General features: G+C 73.0%; 12 protein-coding genes. 5 read left to right on the forward strand and 7 right to left on the reverse strand.

Annotation, left to right across the window (positions count from 1 at the left end; translation table 11 throughout):
* Nucleotides 1-55 precede the first annotated feature (55 nt).
* From ACF07N_RS33945 to ACF07N_RS33970, 6 genes are all read right to left on the reverse strand, one after another.
* Nucleotides 56-1,042 (reverse strand): helix-turn-helix transcriptional regulator, encoded by a 987-nt coding sequence (locus ACF07N_RS33945; RefSeq protein ID WP_392120455.1) that lies wholly within the window; start codon nucleotides 1,040-1,042, stop codon nucleotides 56-58.
* A gap of 71 nt (nucleotides 1,043-1,113) precedes the next feature.
* Complete coding sequence (aceE, locus tag ACF07N_RS33950; protein ID WP_392120457.1) at nucleotides 1,114-3,816, reverse strand: pyruvate dehydrogenase (acetyl-transferring), homodimeric type; 2,703 nt, start codon at nucleotides 3,814-3,816, stop codon at nucleotides 1,114-1,116.
* A 267-nt stretch (nucleotides 3,817-4,083) separates the two neighbouring features.
* Nucleotides 4,084-4,707: a GntR family transcriptional regulator gene (locus tag ACF07N_RS33955; RefSeq protein ID WP_383323607.1), complete on the reverse strand. Its 624-nt coding sequence runs from the start codon at nucleotides 4,705-4,707 to the stop codon at nucleotides 4,084-4,086.
* 263 nt (nucleotides 4,708-4,970) lie between these two features.
* On the reverse strand, nucleotides 4,971-6,803 hold the full coding sequence (sucB, locus tag ACF07N_RS33960; RefSeq protein ID WP_392120459.1) for a 2-oxoglutarate dehydrogenase, E2 component, dihydrolipoamide succinyltransferase: 1,833 nt from the start codon (nucleotides 6,801-6,803) through the stop codon (nucleotides 4,971-4,973).
* Nucleotides 6,804-6,866: 63 nt separating this feature from the next.
* Nucleotides 6,867-8,255 (reverse strand): dihydrolipoyl dehydrogenase, encoded by a 1,389-nt coding sequence (lpdA, locus tag ACF07N_RS33965; protein WP_365086620.1) that lies wholly within the window; start codon nucleotides 8,253-8,255, stop codon nucleotides 6,867-6,869.
* A 273-nt stretch (nucleotides 8,256-8,528) separates the two neighbouring features.
* The gene (locus ACF07N_RS33970; protein ID WP_392120461.1) at nucleotides 8,529-10,055 is read right to left on the reverse strand and encodes a leucyl aminopeptidase; all 1,527 of its coding nucleotides are present in this window, start codon (nucleotides 10,053-10,055) and stop codon (nucleotides 8,529-8,531) included.
* Between the two features lie 345 nt (nucleotides 10,056-10,400).
* On the opposite strand from ACF07N_RS33970, the gene ACF07N_RS33975 reads away from it, so the two are divergent.
* The 5 genes from ACF07N_RS33975 (at nucleotide 10,401) to ACF07N_RS33995 (ending at nucleotide 17,006) form a co-directional block, all read left to right on the forward strand.
* Complete coding sequence (locus ACF07N_RS33975) at nucleotides 10,401-12,434, forward strand: hypothetical protein (protein WP_392120463.1); 2,034 nt, start codon at nucleotides 10,401-10,403, stop codon at nucleotides 12,432-12,434.
* 111 nt (nucleotides 12,435-12,545) lie between these two features.
* Nucleotides 12,546-14,072: a GT4 family glycosyltransferase PelF gene (gene pelF, locus ACF07N_RS33980; RefSeq protein ID WP_392120465.1), complete on the forward strand. Its 1,527-nt coding sequence runs from the start codon at nucleotides 12,546-12,548 to the stop codon at nucleotides 14,070-14,072.
* A complete protein-coding gene (locus tag ACF07N_RS33985) occupies nucleotides 14,069-15,583 on the forward strand; it encodes a hypothetical protein (RefSeq protein ID WP_392120467.1) in 1,515 nt (504 codons plus the stop codon). Before pelF ends, ACF07N_RS33985 begins: the two co-directional genes overlap by 4 nt.
* The gene (locus tag ACF07N_RS33990; RefSeq protein ID WP_392120469.1) at nucleotides 15,580-16,230 is read left to right on the forward strand and encodes a spherulation-specific family 4 protein; all 651 of its coding nucleotides are present in this window, start codon (nucleotides 15,580-15,582) and stop codon (nucleotides 16,228-16,230) included. The genes ACF07N_RS33985 and ACF07N_RS33990 overlap by 4 nt, the downstream gene beginning before the upstream one ends.
* Nucleotides 16,191-17,006: an endo alpha-1,4 polygalactosaminidase gene (locus ACF07N_RS33995; protein WP_392120471.1), complete on the forward strand. Its 816-nt coding sequence runs from the start codon at nucleotides 16,191-16,193 to the stop codon at nucleotides 17,004-17,006. Before ACF07N_RS33990 ends, ACF07N_RS33995 begins: the two co-directional genes overlap by 40 nt.
* On the opposite strand, the gene ACF07N_RS34000 is transcribed toward ACF07N_RS33995, so the two are convergent.
* Nucleotides 16,966-17,577, reverse strand: coding sequence for an RDD family protein (locus tag ACF07N_RS34000; protein ID WP_392120473.1), 612 nt, complete (start codon nucleotides 17,575-17,577; stop codon nucleotides 16,966-16,968). The two genes, ACF07N_RS33995 and ACF07N_RS34000, sit on opposite strands and share 41 nt — an antisense overlap.
* Between the last annotated feature and the right edge of the window lie 6 nt (nucleotides 17,578-17,583).

The following is a 17,583-nucleotide window of genomic DNA, read 5'->3' on the forward strand; positions in this document are numbered from 1 at the left end:
ACGGGTCAAGCATCGGCCCTGGGACACAGGGGCGCACCCGGAGTGCGCGGGATCGTTATGCGCCGCCTTCGGGACCGTAGAGGCGGGCCAGCCGCACCGCGTCCGCCGCGAACCGCTCCCGCAGGCCCTCCGGCGCCAGCACCTCCACCTCCGGGCCCAGCGCCGTCAGCTGGGTGTGGGCGACCTCCTCGGACTCCACCGGCAGATCCACCGTCACCCACCCGTCGCCGTCCGGAGCGTCCGCCCCGGCCAGGGCCTCCCGGGCCGACAGCGAGTCCAGCGCGTACGGCAGCCTGCGCACCCCCTCGGGGGAGAGGCGCACCACGACCCGCGCCCGCAGGATGGACCGCGCGAACTGCTCCGCCCGCTCCTCCCAGAACGCCGGCAGGTCGAACTCCGGCTCCCGCTCGAAGCGCTCCTCACCCGGTTCCACCGCCGTGAACCGGTCGATCCGGTACACCCGGTGGGACGCGCCCCCGGCCACCCGCGCGCAGAGGTACCAGACGCCCGCCTTCAGCACGAGCCCGTACGGCTCCAGCTCCCGCGAGACCTCCTCCTCGCCGCGCCGGTAACGGGCGCTGATCCGCCGGTCGTCCCACACCGCGTCCGCGACCGCCGGCAGCAGCGCGGGCGTCTTCGGCTCCTTGAACCAGTTCGGGGCGTCCAGGTGGAAGCGCTGCGCCGCGGTCCGGGAGGCGTCCCTGAGGGACGGCAGCAGCGCCGCCGACACCTTCAGCCGGGCCGCCGAGGCCGCGTCCTCCAGGCCCATCTCGCGCAGCGCCCCCGGCACCCCGGACAGGAACAGCGCCTCGGCCTCGCCCCGGTGCAGCCCGGTCAGCCGCGTCCGGTACCCGCCGACCAGCCGGTAGCCGCCCGCCCGGCCCCGGTCCGCGTACACCGGCACGCCCGCCTCCGACAGCGCCTGCGCGTCCCGCGTCACCGTCCGCTCCGACACCTCCAGCTCCCGGGCGAGCTCGGCGGCCGTCATGGAGGGCCGGGTCTGGAGCAGCAACACCATCTTGATCAGCCGGGCAGCGCGCATGGCCACATCATGCAGCAGGCCCCCGCCGGGGCGGGGGCCTGCCGATCAACGGTCCGTGTCCGTGGGAGGACTCACAGACCGTACTTCTCGCGCGCTTCCTTCACGGACGCGGCCTTGACCTCGCCGCGCTTGGCGAGCTGGGCCAGGGCCGCGACGACGATGGACTCGGCGTCGACCCCGAAGTGGCGGCGGGCCGCCTCACGGGTGTCCGACAGACCGAAGCCGTCGGCGCCCAGCGAGGACCAGTCCTGCTCGACCCACTGCGCGATCTGGTCCGGGACCTGGCGCATGTAGTCGGAGACCGCCAGCACCGGGCCCTCGGCGCCCTGCAGCGCCTGCCGCACGAACGGCACCCGCTCCTCGCCACGCAGCAGCGCCTCGTCCGCCTCCAGGGCGTCCCGGCGCAGCTCGCTCCAGGAGGTCGCCGACCACACGTCGGCGGCCACGCCCCACTCGTCGGCCAGCAGCCGCTGCGCCTTGAGCGCCCAGTGGATGGCCGTGCCGGAGCCGAGCAGCTGGATCCGCGGGGCGTTGGCCGGCACGGTCACGCCCGCCGACTCCGCCGTGTTGAAGCGGTACAGGCCCTTGACGATGCCCTCGTCGATGCCGGCGACGGACGGCTTCGCCGGCTGCGGCAGCGGCTCGTTGTAGACGGTCAGGTAGTAGAAGACGTCCTGGTCCTCGCCCGGGGCGGCCTCGCCGTACATCCGGCGCAGACCCTCCTTGACGATGGCCGCGACCTCGTAGGCGAACGCCGGGTCGTACGTCAGCGCCGCCGGGTTGGTCGCGGCGATGACGGGGGAGTGGCCGTCGGCGTGCTGCAGGCCCTCACCGGTGAGCGTGGTGCGGCCGGCCGTGGCGCCGACCAGGAAGCCGCGGCCGAGCTGGTCGCCGAGCTGCCACATCTGGTCGGCCGTGCGCTGCCAGCCGAACATCGAGTAGAAGATGTAGAACGGGATCATCGCCTCGCCGTGCGTCGCGTACGACGTCGAAGCGGCGATGAAGTCGGCCATCGAACCGGCCTCGGTGATCCCCTCGTTGAGGATCTGGCCGTTCTTGGCCTCCTTGTAGTACATCAGCTGGTCGCGGTCGACCGGCTCGTACGTCTGGCCCTTGGGCGAGTAGATGCCGAGCGAGGGGAACAGCGACTCCATGCCGAAGGTGCGCGCCTCGTCGGGGACGATCGGCACCCAGCGCTTGCCCGTCTCCTTGTCGCGGACCAGGTCCTTGACCAGGCGGACGAACGCCATGGTGGTGGCCACGTTCTGCGAGCCGGAGCCCTTGTCGAAGGAGGCGAACGCCTTCTCCGCGGGGGCGGGCAGCGGCGCCACCGGGTGGACGCGCCGGGCCGGGGCCGGACCGCCGAGGGCGGCGCGCCGCTCCTGGAGGTAGCGGACCTCGGGGGAGTCGGCGCCGGGGTGGCCGTAGGGAACCACTCCGTCGACGAAGTCGCTGTCCTTGATCGGCAGGCCGAGCAGGTCGCGCATGTTCTTGAACTCGTCCACCGAGAGCTTCTTCATCTGGTGGTTGGCGTTCTTCGACGCGAAGCCCTCGCCGAGGGTGTGGCCCTTGACCGTCTGGGCCAGGATCACGGTCGGCGCGCCCTTGTGCTCGACGGCGGCCTTGTACGCGGCGTACACCTTGCGCGCCTCGTGGCCACCGCGCGAGACGTGGAAGCACTCCAGGATCTTGTCGTCGCTCAGCAGCTTCGCCATCTCCGCCAGCGCCGGGTCGGCGCCGAAGAAGTCCTGGCGGATGTAGGCCGCGTCGCGCGTCTGGTACGTCTGGATCTGCGCGTCCGGTACCTGGCGCAGGCGGCGTACCAGCGCGCCCGTGGTGTCGAGCTGGAACAGCTCGTCCCAGGCCGTGCCCCACAGCGTCTTGACGACGTTCCAGCCGGCGCCGCGGAACTGGGCCTCCAGCTCCTGCACGATCTTGAAGTTGGCGCGGACCGGGCCGTCCAGGCGCTGCAGGTTGCAGTTGATGACGAAGGTGAGGTTGTCGAGCTCCTCACGGGCCGCGAGCGCGAGGGCCGCCGTCGACTCGGGCTCGTCCATCTCGCCGTCGCCGAGGAACGCCCACACGTGCGAGGCGGAGGTGTCCTTGATGCCGCGGTTGGTCAGGTAGCGGTTGAAGCGTGCCTGGTAGATGGCCGACAGCGGGCCGAGGCCCATGGAGACCGTCGGGAACTCCCACAGCCAGGGCAGGCGGCGCGGGTGCGGGTAGGAGGGCAGGCCGTTGCCGCCGGACTCGCGGCGGAAGTTGTCGAGCTGCTGCTCGCTCAGCCGGCCGTCGAGGAACGCGCGGGCGTAGATGCCGGGGGAGGCGTGGCCCTGGATGTAGAGCTGGTCGCCGGAGCCGTCGGCCTCTTTGCCCTTGAAGAAGTGGTTGAAGCCCGTCTCGTAGAGCCAGGCGGCGGAGGCGAAGGTGGCGATGTGGCCGCCGACGCCGTACTTGCTGCCGCGGGTCACCATCGCGGCCGCGTTCCAGCGGTTCCACGCGGTGATGCGCTGCTCCATCGCCTCGTCACCGGGCACGTCCGGCTCGGCGGAGGTGGGGATGGAGTTGACGTAGTCGGTCTCGAGGAGCTTCGGCAGCGCGATGCCGGCGCCCTCGGCGCGCTCCAGCGTGCGGCGCATCAGGTACGCGGCACGGTGCGGCCCGGCTGCCTTGGCGACCGCGTCCAGGGAGGCCTGCCACTCGGCGGTCTCCTCCGGGTCCCGGTCGGGGAGCTGGTCGAGCTCGCTCGGCTGGATGGCGTTGGGGTCGGTCATGTCGCCGCCTTCCTCAGTCGAAGGGGGTTCCCTCACGTAAGGGGATCGGGGGTGCCCTTGGTCTTTGGCAGGACAGGGCTGGGGCTCGGGTGGCAAGCCCGTCGGCGACTGTAACTCCCTGATCGATGATCGATCAAAGGGTTGAGGGCGAAAACCTCTTGATCACGAGAAAGTAGGCACGCGGTGCCTCGCGCGGTGGCACGCGGTGACGGGTTTCGGCGCGGTTTTCGCAGGTCGGAGGCGTTTGAGCGGGGTCGCGCTCGGGTGTCACGCCCGGGGCGCGCACCCCAGGACATGCGCCTTCACGAGTTCCGCGATCCGGGGGTCACGGCGCTTGAAGGCGGCGACCAGCTCCTCGTGCTCCTCCGCGTACGACTGCTGCTGCGTGCCCAGCCAGCGGATGGACAGGGCCGTGAACACCTCGATGCCCAGGCCCTCCCAGGTGTGCAGCAGGACGGAGTTGCCGGCGGCGCGGACCAGCTCGCGGTGGAAGGCGACGGTGTGCCGGACCTGGGCCGTGCCGTCGGAGATCCGGTCGGCCTCGTACAGGGCGCTGACGTGCGGCTCCAGCGCCGAGCAGTCCTCGGCGAGGCCCGGGGCGGCGAGCTCGGCGGCGATCGCCTCCAGACCGGCCCGGACCGGGTAGCTCTCCTCCAGGTCGGCGGCCGTCAGGTTCCGTACGCGCACGCCCTTGTTCGGGGCGGACTCGATCAGGCGCAGCGACTCCAGCTCGCGCAGGGCCTCGCGGACCGGGGTCTGGCTGACCTCCAGCTCCGTGGCGATCCGCCGCTCGACGATCCGCTCGCCCGGCTGCCAGCGCCCGCTGATGATCCCTTCCAGGATGTGCTCGCGGATCTGTTCGCGCAGCGAGTGGATGACGGGCGCGGTCATGAAGGCTCCTCGGTCGGGATCGACGTTTAGACAATACGGCCGGTTCGCTCCGCGGGTGGGGCCGACGAGGGCGCTGTCGCGCAGGTGAGACGAGGCGCACACAGTGTGTGCGGCGCGTGCGGGCCCGGGCCGGACGGGATCCGGGCGGCTGCGGGCCGTCGGTGCCCGATCGCGCGGTTCCCCGCGCCCCCGAGCAAAAGCCGGTGCCCCCGCTCGGAGACGATCCGAGCGGGGGCACCGTACAGCCGTACCGGCGATGGAGGTCAGAGACCGAGCTCGACCTCGAACTCGCCGGCCTCCAGGATGGCCTTGACCGCCGTCAGGTAGCGGGCGGCGTCGGCGCCGTCCACCAGGCGGTGGTCGTAGGAGAGCGTCAGGTACGTCATGTCCCGGACGCCGATGACCGGGCCGTCCTCGGTGTCGATGACGGCCGGGCGCTTGACCGTGGCGCCGATGCCGAGGATGGCGACCTGGCCCGGCGGCACGATGATCGTGTCGAAGAGCGCGCCGCGCGACCCGGTGTTGGAGATGGTGAAGGTCGCGCCGGACAGCTCGTCCGGGGTGATCTTGCCGGCCCGGACCTTGCCCGCGAGCTCCGCCGTGGCCTTGGCGATGCCGGCCAGGTTGAGGTCACCGGCGTTCTTGATGACCGGGGTCATCAGGCCCTTCTCGGAGTCCACCGCGATACCGATGTGCTCGGTGTCGAAGTAGGTGATGGTCCCCTCGGCCTCGTTGATCCGGGCGTTGATCGGCGCGTGGGCCTTCAGCGCCTGGGCCGCGGCCTTGACGAAGAACGGCATCGGGGAGAGCTTGACGCCCTCACGGGCCGCGAACGCGTCCTTGGCGCGGGCGCGCAGCTTCATCAGGCGGGTGACGTCGACCTCGACGACCGAGGACAGCTGGGCCTGCTCGTGCAGGGCCTTGACCATGTTGTCGCCGATGACCTTGCGGATCCGCGGCATCTTGACGGTCTGGCCGCGCAGCGGGGAGGCCTCCAGGGAGGGGGCCTTCTTCGCCGCCGGAGCGGCCGCGGCGGCCGGAGCCGGGGCAGCGGCGGCGGCCTTGGCGGCCTCCGCGGCGGCGACGACGTCCTGCTTGCGGATGCGGCCGCCGACGCCCGTGCCCTTGACGGTGGACAGGTCGACGCCCTGCTCGGCGGCGAGCTTGCGCACCAGCGGGGTGACGTAGGCACCGTCGTCGGCCGGCTTGGCGGCGGCCGGGGCGGCCGGGGCCTGGGCCGGAGCCGGGGCGGGCGCGGGAGCGGACGGGACCGGCTCGGGGGCCGGGGTGGTCTGCTGCTGCGGGGCCGGAGCCGACGGGGCCTGCGGGGCCGGGGCGGGCTGCGCCGGAGCGGGAGCGGGAGCGGGAGCCTGGGCCTGCGCCGGAGCCGGGGTGGGCTCGGGCTGGGCCGGGGCGGCCGGGGCCTCCTGCGCGGGGGCGGCCGCCGGGGCGGCACCCGCCTCGCCGATGACGGCCAGCTTGGCGCCGACCTCGGCGGTCTCGTCCTCGCCCACCACGATCTCCAGCAGCGTGCCGGAGGCCGGGGCAGGGATCTCGGTGTCGACCTTGTCCGTCGACACCTCCAGCAGCGGCTCGTCGGCCTCGACCGTGTCGCCGACCGACTTCAGCCAGCGGGTGACGGTGCCCTCGGTGACGGACTCGCCGAGCGCGGGCAGGACGACGTCCGTGCCCTGGGCGGAGCCGCCGCCGGCCGCGGCGTCGGCGGTCGGCGCGGGCGCCGGGGCGGCCTGCTCGGTGGAGGGGGCGGCCGCGGCCGGCTCGGGGGCGGGCTCGGCCACCTGCTGGGCCTGCGGGGCCTGCTCGGCGGCCGGGGCCTCCTGGGCCGCGGGCGCGCCGCTGCCGTCGTCGATCAGCGCCAGCTCGGCGCCGACCTCGACGGTCTCGTCCTCGGCGACCTTGATGGAGGACAGCACGCCGGAGGCGGGGGAGGGGATCTCGGTGTCGACCTTGTCGGTGGAGACCTCGAGCAGCGGCTCGTCGGCCTCGACGCGCTCACCCTCGGCCTTCAGCCAGCGGGTGACAGTGCCCTCGGTGACGCTCTCGCCGAGCGCCGGAAGGGTTACGGAAACCGCCATGGTTTCGGTTGCTCCTTACGGAAAGTGCGGAAGTCTGTGTCGTCGCGTTCGTCGACCGAGGGGTCAGTCGTGCGCGTGGAGGGGCTTGCCGGCCAGGGCCAGGTGGGCCTCGCCGAGCGCCTCGTTCTGCGTCGGGTGGGCGTGGATCAGCTGCGCGACCTCGGCGGGCAGCGCCTCCCAGTTGTAGATCAGCTGGGCTTCGCCGACCTGCTCGCCCATGCGGTCGCCGACCATGTGGACGCCGACGACGGCACCGTCCTTGACCTGGACGAGCTTGATCTCGCCCGCGGTGTTCAGGATCTTGCTCCTGCCGTTGCCCGCGAGGTTGTACTTCAGAGCGACGACCTTGTCCGCACCGTAGATCTCCTTGGCCTTGGCCTCGGTGATGCCGACGGAGGCGACCTCGGGGTGGCAGTACGTCACCCGCGGGACGCCGTCGTAGTCGATCGGGACGGTCTTCAGACCGGCCAGACGCTCCGCCACCAGGATGCCCTCGGCGAAACCGACGTGCGCGAGCTGGAGGGTCGGGACCAGGTCACCGACGGCGGAGATGGTCGGCACGTTCGTGCGCATGTACTCGTCGACCAGGACGTAGCCCCGGTCCATGGCGACGCCCTGCTCCTCGTAGCCCAGGCCCTGCGAGACCGGGCCGCGGCCGATGGCGACCAGCAGGATCTCCGCCTCGAACGTCTTGCCGTCGGCGAGGGTGACCTTGACGCCGTCCTGGGTGTACTCGGCCTTCTCGAAGAAGGTGCCCAGGTTGAACTTGATGCCGCGCTTGCGGAAGGCGCGCTCCAGCAGCTTCGAGCTGTTCTCGTCCTCGACCGGGACGAGGTGCTTCAGGCCCTCGACGATCGTGACGTCGGTGCCGAAGGACTTCCACGCGGAGGCGAACTCGACGCCGATGACGCCGCCGCCCAGGATGATCGCGGACTTCGGCACGCGGTCCAGCACGAGGGCGTGGTCGGAGGAGATGATCCGGTCGCCGTCGATGTTCAGGCCCGGCAGCGACTTCGGCACGGAGCCGGTCGCCAGCAGCACGTGGCGGCCCTCGACGCGGCGCCCGTTCACGTCGACGGAGGTGGGGGAGGACAGCCGGCCCTCACCCTCGATGTAGGTCACCTTGCGGGAGGCGACCAGACCCTGCAGGCCCTTGTACAGGCCGGCGATCACGCCGTCCTTGTACTTGTGGACGCCCGCGATGTCGATGCCCTCGAAGCTGGCCTTCACACCGAACTGCTCGCTCTCGCGGGCCTGGTCGGCGATCTCGCCCGCGTGCAGCAGGGCCTTGGTGGGGATGCAGCCCCGGTGCAGGCAGGTGCCGCCGACCTTGTCCTTCTCGATCAGGGCGACGTCCAGGCCCAGCTGCGCCCCGCGCAGGGCCGCGGCGTAACCACCGCTGCCACCGCCGAGGATCACTAGGTCGAAAACGGTGCTGGCGTCGTTCGCCACGTCACGTCCTCCATGCATGTGCGCCGTGAGCCGGTCTTCACTGACCGGCAGGCGGCTGGTGTCCGGCCGCTCGTTCTTCGGCCCTTCGGTGGGGCCCTGTCCTGCCGAGCCCCATCTTCGCACTTGTCAGCACACAAGGAGACGCCGGGCTGCGGTGTGAGACGCCCCACGTTCACATGAGCCGCCCCGGAAGGGGCGCGGGGAACTGTGCGACCAGCCCCCACGCCCCCGTACTCGCCGCACGGCCGGCGAGACAGAGCTCTCGGGCGAGGGTCAGCCCAGATCGCCCGCGGCCGTCAGCTCCGCCAGCCGCACCAGCGTCCGCACAGCGGACCCCGTGCCGCCCTTCGGCGTGTACCCGAACGGCCCGCCCTCGTTGAAGGCCGGCCCGGCGATGTCGAGGTGCGCCCACGCGATGCCCTCGCCGACGAACTCGCGCAGGAACAGACCGGCGACCAGGCCGCCGCCCATCCGCTCGCCCATGTTCGCGATGTCGGCCGTGGCCGAGTCCATGCCCTTGCGCAGGTGCTCCGGCAGCGGCATCGGCCACGCCGGCTCCCCGACCTCCTCGGCGGCCTCGTGCACCGCGGAGCGGAACGCGTCGTCGTTGGCCATGATGCCGAAGGTCCGGCTGCCGAGCGCGAGCACCATCGCGCCGGTCAGCGTCGCCACGTCCACGATCGCGTCCGGCTTCTCCTGCGACGCGGCCCACAGCGCGTCGGCCAGCACCAGCCGGCCCTCGGCGTCGGTGTTGAGCACCTCGACCGTCTTGCCGCTGTACATCCGCAGCACGTCACCCGGACGGGTCGCCGACCCGGACGGCATGTTCTCGGCCAGGGCCAGCCAGCCGGTGACGTTGACCTCGAGGCCGAGCCGCGCGGCGGCGACGACCGCGGCGAACACCGAGGCCGCACCGCTCATGTCGCACTTCATCGTCTCGTTGTGACCGGCCGGCTTCAGCGAGATGCCGCCCGAGTCGTACGTGATGCCCTTGCCGACGAAGGCGAGGTGCTTCTTCGCCTTGGACGAGGTGTACGACAGCTTCACCAGGCGCGGTCCCGCGGCCGAGCCGGCCCCGACGCCGAGGATGCCGCCGTAGCCGCCCTTGGCCAGCGCCTTCTCGTCGAGCACCTGCACCTTGATGCCGTGCTCCTTGGCCGCGGCCTGGGCGATCGCGGCGAAGGACTCGGGGTTGAGGTCGTTGGGCGGGGTGTTGACCAGGTCGCGGGCGCGGTTGAGCTCCTCGGCGACGGCGACGGCGCGCTCGACCGCGGCCTTGTACGCCCTGTCGCGGGGCTTGCCGCCGAGCAGGGTGACCTCGGCGAGCGGGGCCTTGCCGTTCCTCGCCTTGGGGTCCCTGCCGTTCTCCTTGTAGGCGTCGAAGGAGTACGCGCCGAGCAGCGCGCCCTCCCCGAGGGCACCGGCGTCGGCTGCGTCGGCCACCGGCAGGGCGAAGGCGGCCTTCTTGGCGCCGGCCAGGGTGCGCGCGGCGACGCCGGCCGCCTTGCGCAGGGCTTCGGCGTCGTAGCCGGCGTCCTTCTCGGGCACCGCGCCCAGGCCCACCGCCAGCACGAGCGGTGCCTTGAAGCCGGACGGCGCCGGCAGCTTCGTCACCTCGCCCTCGGCACCGGAGGCGCCGAGCGTCTCCAGGACGCCGGCGAGCCTGCCGTCGTACGCCTTGTCCACGGCCTCGGCGCCCGGTGCGACGACCGGCCCCTTGGCTCCCTTGGCGACACCGATCACGATCGCGTCGGCCCGCAGACCGGACGCCGCGGCGGTGCTGAGAGTGAGAGCAGTCACGGTGGTGAAATCTCGCTTCCGATGTGAAGTTGCACGTGGTCGAACGGTGTGGGTCGACCGGGCCCGACAGCCGACCCTATGCGGACCTCGCAGAGCGGGTCTCACAGGGCCTTTCCCGGTGCGGCGAACACTCGACGACGAGACTACGCGCGTGGCCCGGTTCGCTCATTCCTGCGGGCGTTCACCTGACGGTGGCACAGTGGCCATTTCTTGATCCCTCACACCGGTGAACCAGGTCACACTCGTCGAAGATCCGGTGAGCGTCCCGCTCACCGCTGCGCGATCCCCGCGGTCCCTGCTCCCATGACGCACGAGGACCCCGGGGGATCTTCTGGGGGAGGGACCATGGCGCTGCGTGCGCGCAGATGGAGAAACACGGCCGCCGCCGTGACGGTGGCGGGCATGATCGGGACGGGGGCACCGGCCCCGGGGGCGGTGGCCGCGGAGGTGCCGCGCGTCGATCTGCGGGTGCTGGTGGTCGACAACGGCGACAGCCCCGTCAGGGCGGTCACCGCCCGGCTCAGGGAGACGGGCGTCCCGTACACCACGGTCGACCTGAACGACACCGGGCGACCGAGGATCACCGAGTCGTTCCTGAGCGACACGGTCGACGGCCGGCCCCGCGCCAAGTACCAGGGCGTCGTCCTGCCGAACGAGGCCCCGTTCGGCGCCGGCTCCGCCGAGCAGACCGCCCTGGAGACCTACGAGCGGACGTACGGCGTCCCGCAGGTCGACGCCTACACCTGGGCCCACCCGGCGGTCGGCCTCGACTACACGAGCGAGGGCGGCTGGGCCGGCACCCTCGACGGGCGCGAGGCGTCCGTCACCGCGGCCGGGAAGGCCGGCTGGTTCGGCTACCTCGACGGCGCCTTCCGCTTCGAGGACAACGCGCCCGGCGTCCAGGAGAGCTACGGCTACGTCGCCCGGCCCCGGGCCGGGTACACCAGCTACGTCGACCTCCCCGTGCCCGGCGGCACCGGCCGCGGCAGCCTGGTCGGCGAGTACGCGCACGACGGCCGCCGCGAACTCGTCGTCACGTTCGCCTACAACGGCAACCAGCAGCAGTTCCGCCTGCTGGCCCGCGGCATCGTCGAGTGGCTCACCCAGGGCGTGCACCTTGGCCGGACGCGCAACTCCTTCGCGGTCCACGTCGACGACGTCCTCGCCCCGGACAGCCGCTGGGACACCGTCCGCAACTGCACCCCGGGCGACTTCGACTGCGCGGACGGCGACGGCGAGGGCACCACGCCGATCCGCATGACCGCGGCCGACGCCGCCCACGCCGCGCAGTGGCAGCGCGAGCACGGCTTCACCATGGACATGGTCTTCAACGCCGGGTCGGGCGAGGAGTGGAGGGCCCAGCACGGCGGCACCGACGCCCTCGCCGACCGGCTGCTCGCCGACAAGGCGCAGTACCGCTGGGTCAACCACACCTGGACGCACCCCTTCCTGGGCTGCGTCCAGGACACCTCCACCGTGCCGTGGAGGTGCGCGAAGAACCCCGACGGCTCGACGGCGTACATGAGCCGCGCCGAGATCGCCGCGCAGATCCGCGACAACCACACCTGGGCCGTGAACAAGGGCCTGGCCGTCGACCGCACCGAGCTGGTCACCGGTGAGCACTCGGGCCTCAGGACGCTGCCGCAGCAGCCGGACGACAACCCGAACCTGGCCGGCGCCCTCGCCGACACCGGTGTCCGGTGGATCGCCTCGGACAACTCCCGCGAGCCCGGGCAGCGGACCGTCGGCAGGGCACTGACCGTGCCGCGCCACCCGATGAACGTGTACTACAACGTGGGCACGGCGGCCGAGATGGCCGACGAGTACAACTGGGTCTACACCTCACGCGCCGACGGCGGCAGCGGCGTCTGCGAGGACAACCCCACCTCGACGTGTCTCGACGAGCCGCTCGACCCGGCCACCGGCTACGCCGAGCACATCGTCCCGCAGGAGGCGCGCACCGCCCTCGGGCACGTCCTCGCGGGCGACCCCCGGCCGCACTACGCCCACCAGTCCAACCTGGCCGAGGACCGGCTGCTCTACCCGGTCATGGAGCGGGTGCTCGACGGCTACCGGGCCCTGTTCGCCGACAACACCCCGCTGGAGAACCCCCGGCACAGCGCCATCGGCACCGAGGTGCAGCGCCGCGCCGCCTGGCAGAAAGCCCTGGCCGACAACCGTGTCACGGCGTACCGCGTCGGGAACACGGTCACCGTCACCGCCCCGTCCGGGACGCAGATCCCGGTGACCGCCCCGGAGGGCACCAGGCAGCAACTCGTCCTGGGCACCACCGCCTTCGGCACCCCGTACGCGGGAGCCCGCTCGGCCTGGGCGACGCCGGCCGCACTCCGGTCGGACCTGACGCTGAAACTCCCGTAGAGGGAGCGCCCGAAGGGGCGCGGGGAACTGCGCGACCAGCCACGAAGAGCCCGCACCCGGGATCCGGCAGCAGTTCCCCGCCCGCCGTCCGCACACAGGGGGAAACACCGCATGAGGCGCACAGGCCGTCATGTCACCATGCTCACCGAAGGCACCTACCCGCACGTCCACGGCGGCGTCAGCACCTGGTGCGACCAGCTCGTCAAGGGCATGCCGGAGGTCGACTTCCACCTCGTCTCGCTCACCGGCAGCGGCCGCGAGCCCGTCACCTGGGAGCTGCCGCCCAACGTCCGGCAGCACACCGCGGTCCCCCTGTGGGGCCCGCGTCCCGGCCGGCGCCGGCCCCCGTACGGCAGGGCCCGCCGCCGCTTCACCGAGACCTACGAGCGCTTCCTGCTCTCCTTCCTCGACCCCGGCTCCCACGCCGACTTCGGCGAGTCCCTGAGCGAGCTGGCCGAACCGGCCAGGGACGGGCACCTGCCGGCGGCCCTGCGCACCGAGGGGGCGCTGCGGTCACTGATGTGGATCTGGACCATGCCGCATCTGCCGACGGCCGCCGCCCGCCCCACCCTGCACGACGCGCTCACCGCGACCGACCTGCTGGAACACGCCCTGCGCCCGCTCGGTGTGCGCATACCCGCGCACACCGACGTGGCCCACGCCGTGAGCAGCGGCCTGGCGACCCTGCCCGCGCTCGCCGCCCGGCACCTGGACGGCGTGCCGTTCCTCCTCACCGAGCACGGCATCTACCTGCGCGAGCGCTATCTCGGCCACCGCCGTGACACCCGGCGCTGGCCCGTGAAGGCGTTCATGCTGGGCTTCCACCGCGAACTGAACTCCCACGGCTACCGGTCCGCCGACCTGATCACCCCGTGCAACCGGTACAACCGCCGCTGGGAGGAGCGCGGCGGCGCCGACGCCGACCGCATCCGCACGGTCTACAACGGCGTCGACCCGGCCGCCTTCCCGCACGCAGGCCCCGAGCCCGAGGTCCCGACCCTGTCCTGGTGCGGCCGGATCGACCCCATCAAGGACCTGGAGACGCTGATCCGCGCCTACGCCCTGGTGCGCGCCGGGATCCCGGCGGCCCGGCTCAGGCTCTTCGGCCCGGTCCCGCCCGGCGGTGAGGCCTACCGCACCCGCCTGGAGAAGCTCGCCGCCGAACTGGGCGTCACCGACGGCCTGACGTTCGAGGGCCGCGTCAGCGAGGTCTGGCGGGCCTACGCGGCCGGGCACCTCGTCATGCTGTCGTCGATCTCGGAGGGCTTCCCGTTCTCCGTCATCGAGGCCATGTCGTGCGGCCGTACCACGGTGTCCACGGACGTCGGCGGCGTGCGCGAGGCCGTCGGCGACACGGGTCTGGTGGTGCCGCCGCGCGAGCCCGAGAAGATGGCCGCCGCGGCGCTGGCCCTGCTCCGGGACGGCCGGCGGCGCCGCGAACTGGGGGAGTTGTCACGGCAGCGGGTCATCGACCGGTTCACGCTGCGCCGCTCGGTGGACGCCTTCCGCACCATCTACGAGGAACTCGCGGGCGGGGACGAGGTGTACGAGCCGGCGCTGGAGACCGTGGCCGACTGGACCCTGGAGCTGCGCGACCCCTGGTACGCGGCCGTCGCGACGGACGGAGCCGACTGGTGAGCGAAGACGTCCGGACGCCCCCGGGCCCCCGCCCCGGCACCACCCCCCTGCCCGGCGTCCCCCGGCAGCGCACCCCCGGCTGGGCCCGCCCCGACCCGGTCGACGAACTCGCCGGCCGGCTGGAGGACTTCATCGCCGCCGCCGTCCACCCGGACGAGATAGCCGCCCTGCTGGAGTCCGACGGCCTCTCCGACGACCGGATACGCGAGCAGTACGGCGAGAAGAGCTCCTTCGCGCTCGCCGAGACCCTCTACGCGCGCGTCGCGCGCCGCCATCCCGAACCCGAAGGCCCGGCCCCCGACCCCTGGCGGATCGGCCTGCTCGGCTGCCTGCTGCGCGGCGTCGTCTTCGCCCTGCCCGGCCTCGCCCACGTGCTCGGCGCACCGCTGTTCACCGGCCCGGACGACCTCGGCCTCCCCGCCGGCACCGTCCCGCTGCTGGCCGGTGCCCTGTGCGGCTGGACGTGGAACCAGGGCCTCGCCCACCGCGCGTACACCTGGCTGGGGCTGGGCGACCGCACGGCCGCCCGGCGCGCCCTGCTGCTCGGCGCCCCGGCGGGCGCGCTGCTCGGTGCCCTGGTCGCCCTGGTGTGCGCGGGCGGCGCCGGTCCTGCCGTGCTCGCCTTCGCCGCCGGACAGTCCTGCTACCTGGCCGCGGCGACCGTCCTGCTGGTGCTGGGCCGTGAACGGCACCTGCTCACCGCCCTCGCGCCGATGGCGGCGGGCGCGGTGCTGTCGCTGGTCCACCCGCTGCCCCGGACCGCCGGACTCGCCCTGCTGCTCGGTTCCCTGGCCGCGGTCGCGGTGCTCGCCCTGCGCGAGGTGGCGCCCGCACTGAAGAACGCGGGCGGCTGGACCGCGGGCCTCGCCGCCCTGCTCCCGCTCGGCGCGCCGGGCACCGTCCCCGCGCCCCGCGGCCCCGCCGGCCCCCGCCTCACCACCTCCCTGCCCTACGCCCTGTTCGGCCTGGGCACGGGCGTCCTCGTGCTGTACGCGGCCCTCGGCGATGTGCTCGCCGGCGAGACGCACAGCGCCGTCTCCGCCCCCGCCGCCGTGGCGCTCACCCTCTCCATGGGCCCCGCCGAATGGCTGCTGTACCGCTTCCGCAGCGGCAGCCTGGCCGGGCTGCGCGCCTCCGGCACCGCCCGGGAGTTCCGGCGCGGGACGGTCCTCACGCTCGGCAGGTGCCTGGCCGCCTACCTCGCCGCGCTCCTCGCGCTGAGCGTCGCGGCGGCGGCCCTGTGGCCGCACGCCCCCGTCCCGGGCGGGGTCCGGACGGCCGGGCTGCTCCTGCTGGGCGTCCTGCTGTGGACCGGCCTGCTGCTCCAGTCGTTCGGCGCGGTCACCGGCGCGACGGCGGTGTGCTGTGCCGCGGCCCTCGCCCAGACCCTGCATATGGCCACCGGCACCGGAGACCCGCACGCGGCGGGCGCGGTGGTGTACGGCACGGCGGCCGCCGTCCAGACCCTCGTGGTGTGCGCCCTGCTGGGAAGGGCGACCGCCCACCGATGAGCACTCTCCTGGTCCCCTACTACGAGCACCCCGCGCTGCGCCCCGCCGAGTGGGACGCGATCGTCGCGGCCGCACCGCGCCTCTACGGCGTCGTGCTCAACCCGGCCAGCGGCCCCGGCGACCGCCCCGACCCGGCGTTCGCCGAGGTCGCCGGCCGGCTGCGGGCCGCGGGCGTGCGGGTCCTCGGGTACACGGACACCGGCTACGGCCGCCGCGCCGCCGCCGACGTCGTCCGCGACCTCACCCGGCACCGCGACTGGTACGGCACCGACGGCGCCTTCCTCGACCAAGTAGCGTCCGGACCCGGGGACTTCGCGCACTACCAGCGGCTCGCCGTCACGGCCTGGGGCGTGGGCTGCGGCACCCTCGTCCTCAACCACGGCACGGCACCGCATCCCTGCTACGCCCGTATCGCCGACGTGCTGGTCACCTTCGAGGGCACCTGGGAGACGTACCGGACGCTGCCTCCGCCGGCCTGGCCCGGCGGCCCGGACGTACGCCTGTGCCACCTGGTCCACGCCGTTCCGCCCGGCGCCGACCCGGCGAGCCTGGCGCGGGCGCGGGGCGCGGCGGTGTACTGCGCGGTGCCCGGGGCGGGGGATCATCCATGGGGCACCCTGCCGCACACCCTGGAGACCACCTCGTGAGACACCCGCTGCTGCCCGTCGTCCTGCTGCTCCTGCTCCTCGCGGGGTGCACCCAGGCCCCCGACGACAAACCCCGCCCCCGCTGGCAGCCCCGCCCCGGCACCGCCTGGCAGTGGCAGCTCAGCGGGCGCCTGGACACCTCCGTCGACGTGCCCGTGTACGACATCGACGGCTTCGACCACTCCGCGGACACGGTCGCCGGGCTGCACGACGACGGCCGCAAGGTCATCTGCTACCTGTCGACGGGCGCCTGGGAGGAATTCCGCCCGGACGCGGGGAAGTTCCCGAAGACCGTCCTCGGCCGGGGCAACGGCTGGCGGGGCGAGCGCTGGCTCGACATCCGCCGCACCGACGTGCTGGAACCCCTCATGGCGGCCCGTCTCGACATGTGCCGCGACAAGGGCTTCGACGCGGTCGAGCCCGACAACATGGACGGCTACCGCAACGACACCGGCTTCCCGCTCACCGCCGCCGACCAGCTCCGCTACAACCGCCTCATCGCCCGTCTCGCCCACGACCGGGGCCTGGCCGTCGGGTTGAAGAACGACCTCGACCAGATCCCGGAACTGGTCGGCGACTTCGACTTCGCGGTCAACGAACAGTGCGCCCAGTACGGCGAGTGCGGGGCCATGAAGCCGTTCATCGCGGCCGGCAAGGCGGTCTTCCACGTCGAGTACGAGGTGCCCACCGGCCGCTTCTGCGCCGAGTCACGGAAGCTGAAGCTGAGTTCACTGCTCAAGAAGTACGAACTGGACGCGTGGCGGCAGGAGTGCTGAGCCCGATCCCCGTGACCGTGGTGCCCGCCACCCGGTCGGCGAGGGACCGCCGGGCGGGCAGGAGGACCGGCAGCGCGTTCAGCAGGAACAGCGCCACGGCCACCGCCCACACCAGCACCGACAGCATGACCAGGCCCTCGATCAGCAGCACGCAGGCCACGGCGTAGACGGCGACGTCGGCGGCGGTGGTGACGGCGGCCCGCCGCGCGGCCCTGACCCGGCGCGGCGGGTACGGGCCGACCCGCAGCCCGACGACGGCCTTGCCCACGGTGCTCCCGGTCAGGGCCAGGCACGCCCACTGGTAGAGGAACACCGTCAGCACCAGCAGCCCGAAGGCCTGCTCGGCGTAGAGCACCGACGTGTTCCACAGGGACAGCCCGAGCTCCCGGGAGGCGCCGGCCACGTCACCGCGCGAGGAGAGCAGATCGAGGCCGCCGCGGGCGGCCAGCTCGGGCACGTCGGTGACCAGGGCCGATATCCGGTGGAAGGTCAGCGCGGCCAGCGCCGAGACCAGCACCAGCACCAGAGCGAAGTCGACCGACCAGGCCACGGCGCGGCGCAGCTTCGGCATGAGCGT

Origin of the sequence: Streptomyces sp. NPDC015242 (genome assembly GCF_043079125.1) — a bacterium.
Classification (GTDB): Bacteria; Actinomycetota; Actinomycetes; order Streptomycetales; family Streptomycetaceae; genus Streptomyces.

Coding starts and splice junctions, on each gene's coding strand:
- ACF07N_RS33955 (WP_383323607.1), bottom strand. CDS start 4,707: ATGACCGCGCCCGTCATCCACTCGCTGCGCGAACAGATCCGCGAGCAC.
- ACF07N_RS33995 (WP_392120471.1), top strand. CDS start 16,191: ATGGGGCACCCTGCCGCACACCCTGGAGACCACCTCGTGAGACACCCG.
- ACF07N_RS33975 (WP_392120463.1), top strand. CDS start 10,401: ATGGCGCTGCGTGCGCGCAGATGGAGAAACACGGCCGCCGCCGTGACG.
- sucB (WP_392120459.1), bottom strand. CDS start 6,803: ATGGCGGTTTCCGTAACCCTTCCGGCGCTCGGCGAGAGCGTCACCGAG.
- ACF07N_RS33990 (WP_392120469.1), top strand. CDS start 15,580: ATGAGCACTCTCCTGGTCCCCTACTACGAGCACCCCGCGCTGCGCCCC.
- ACF07N_RS33945 (WP_392120455.1), bottom strand. CDS start 1,042: ATGCGCGCTGCCCGGCTGATCAAGATGGTGTTGCTGCTCCAGACCCGG.
- ACF07N_RS34000 (WP_392120473.1), bottom strand. CDS start 17,577: ATGCCGAAGCTGCGCCGCGCCGTGGCCTGGTCGGTCGACTTCGCTCTG.
- aceE (WP_392120457.1), bottom strand. CDS start 3,816: ATGACCGACCCCAACGCCATCCAGCCGAGCGAGCTCGACCAGCTCCCC.
- pelF (WP_392120465.1), top strand. CDS start 12,546: ATGAGGCGCACAGGCCGTCATGTCACCATGCTCACCGAAGGCACCTAC.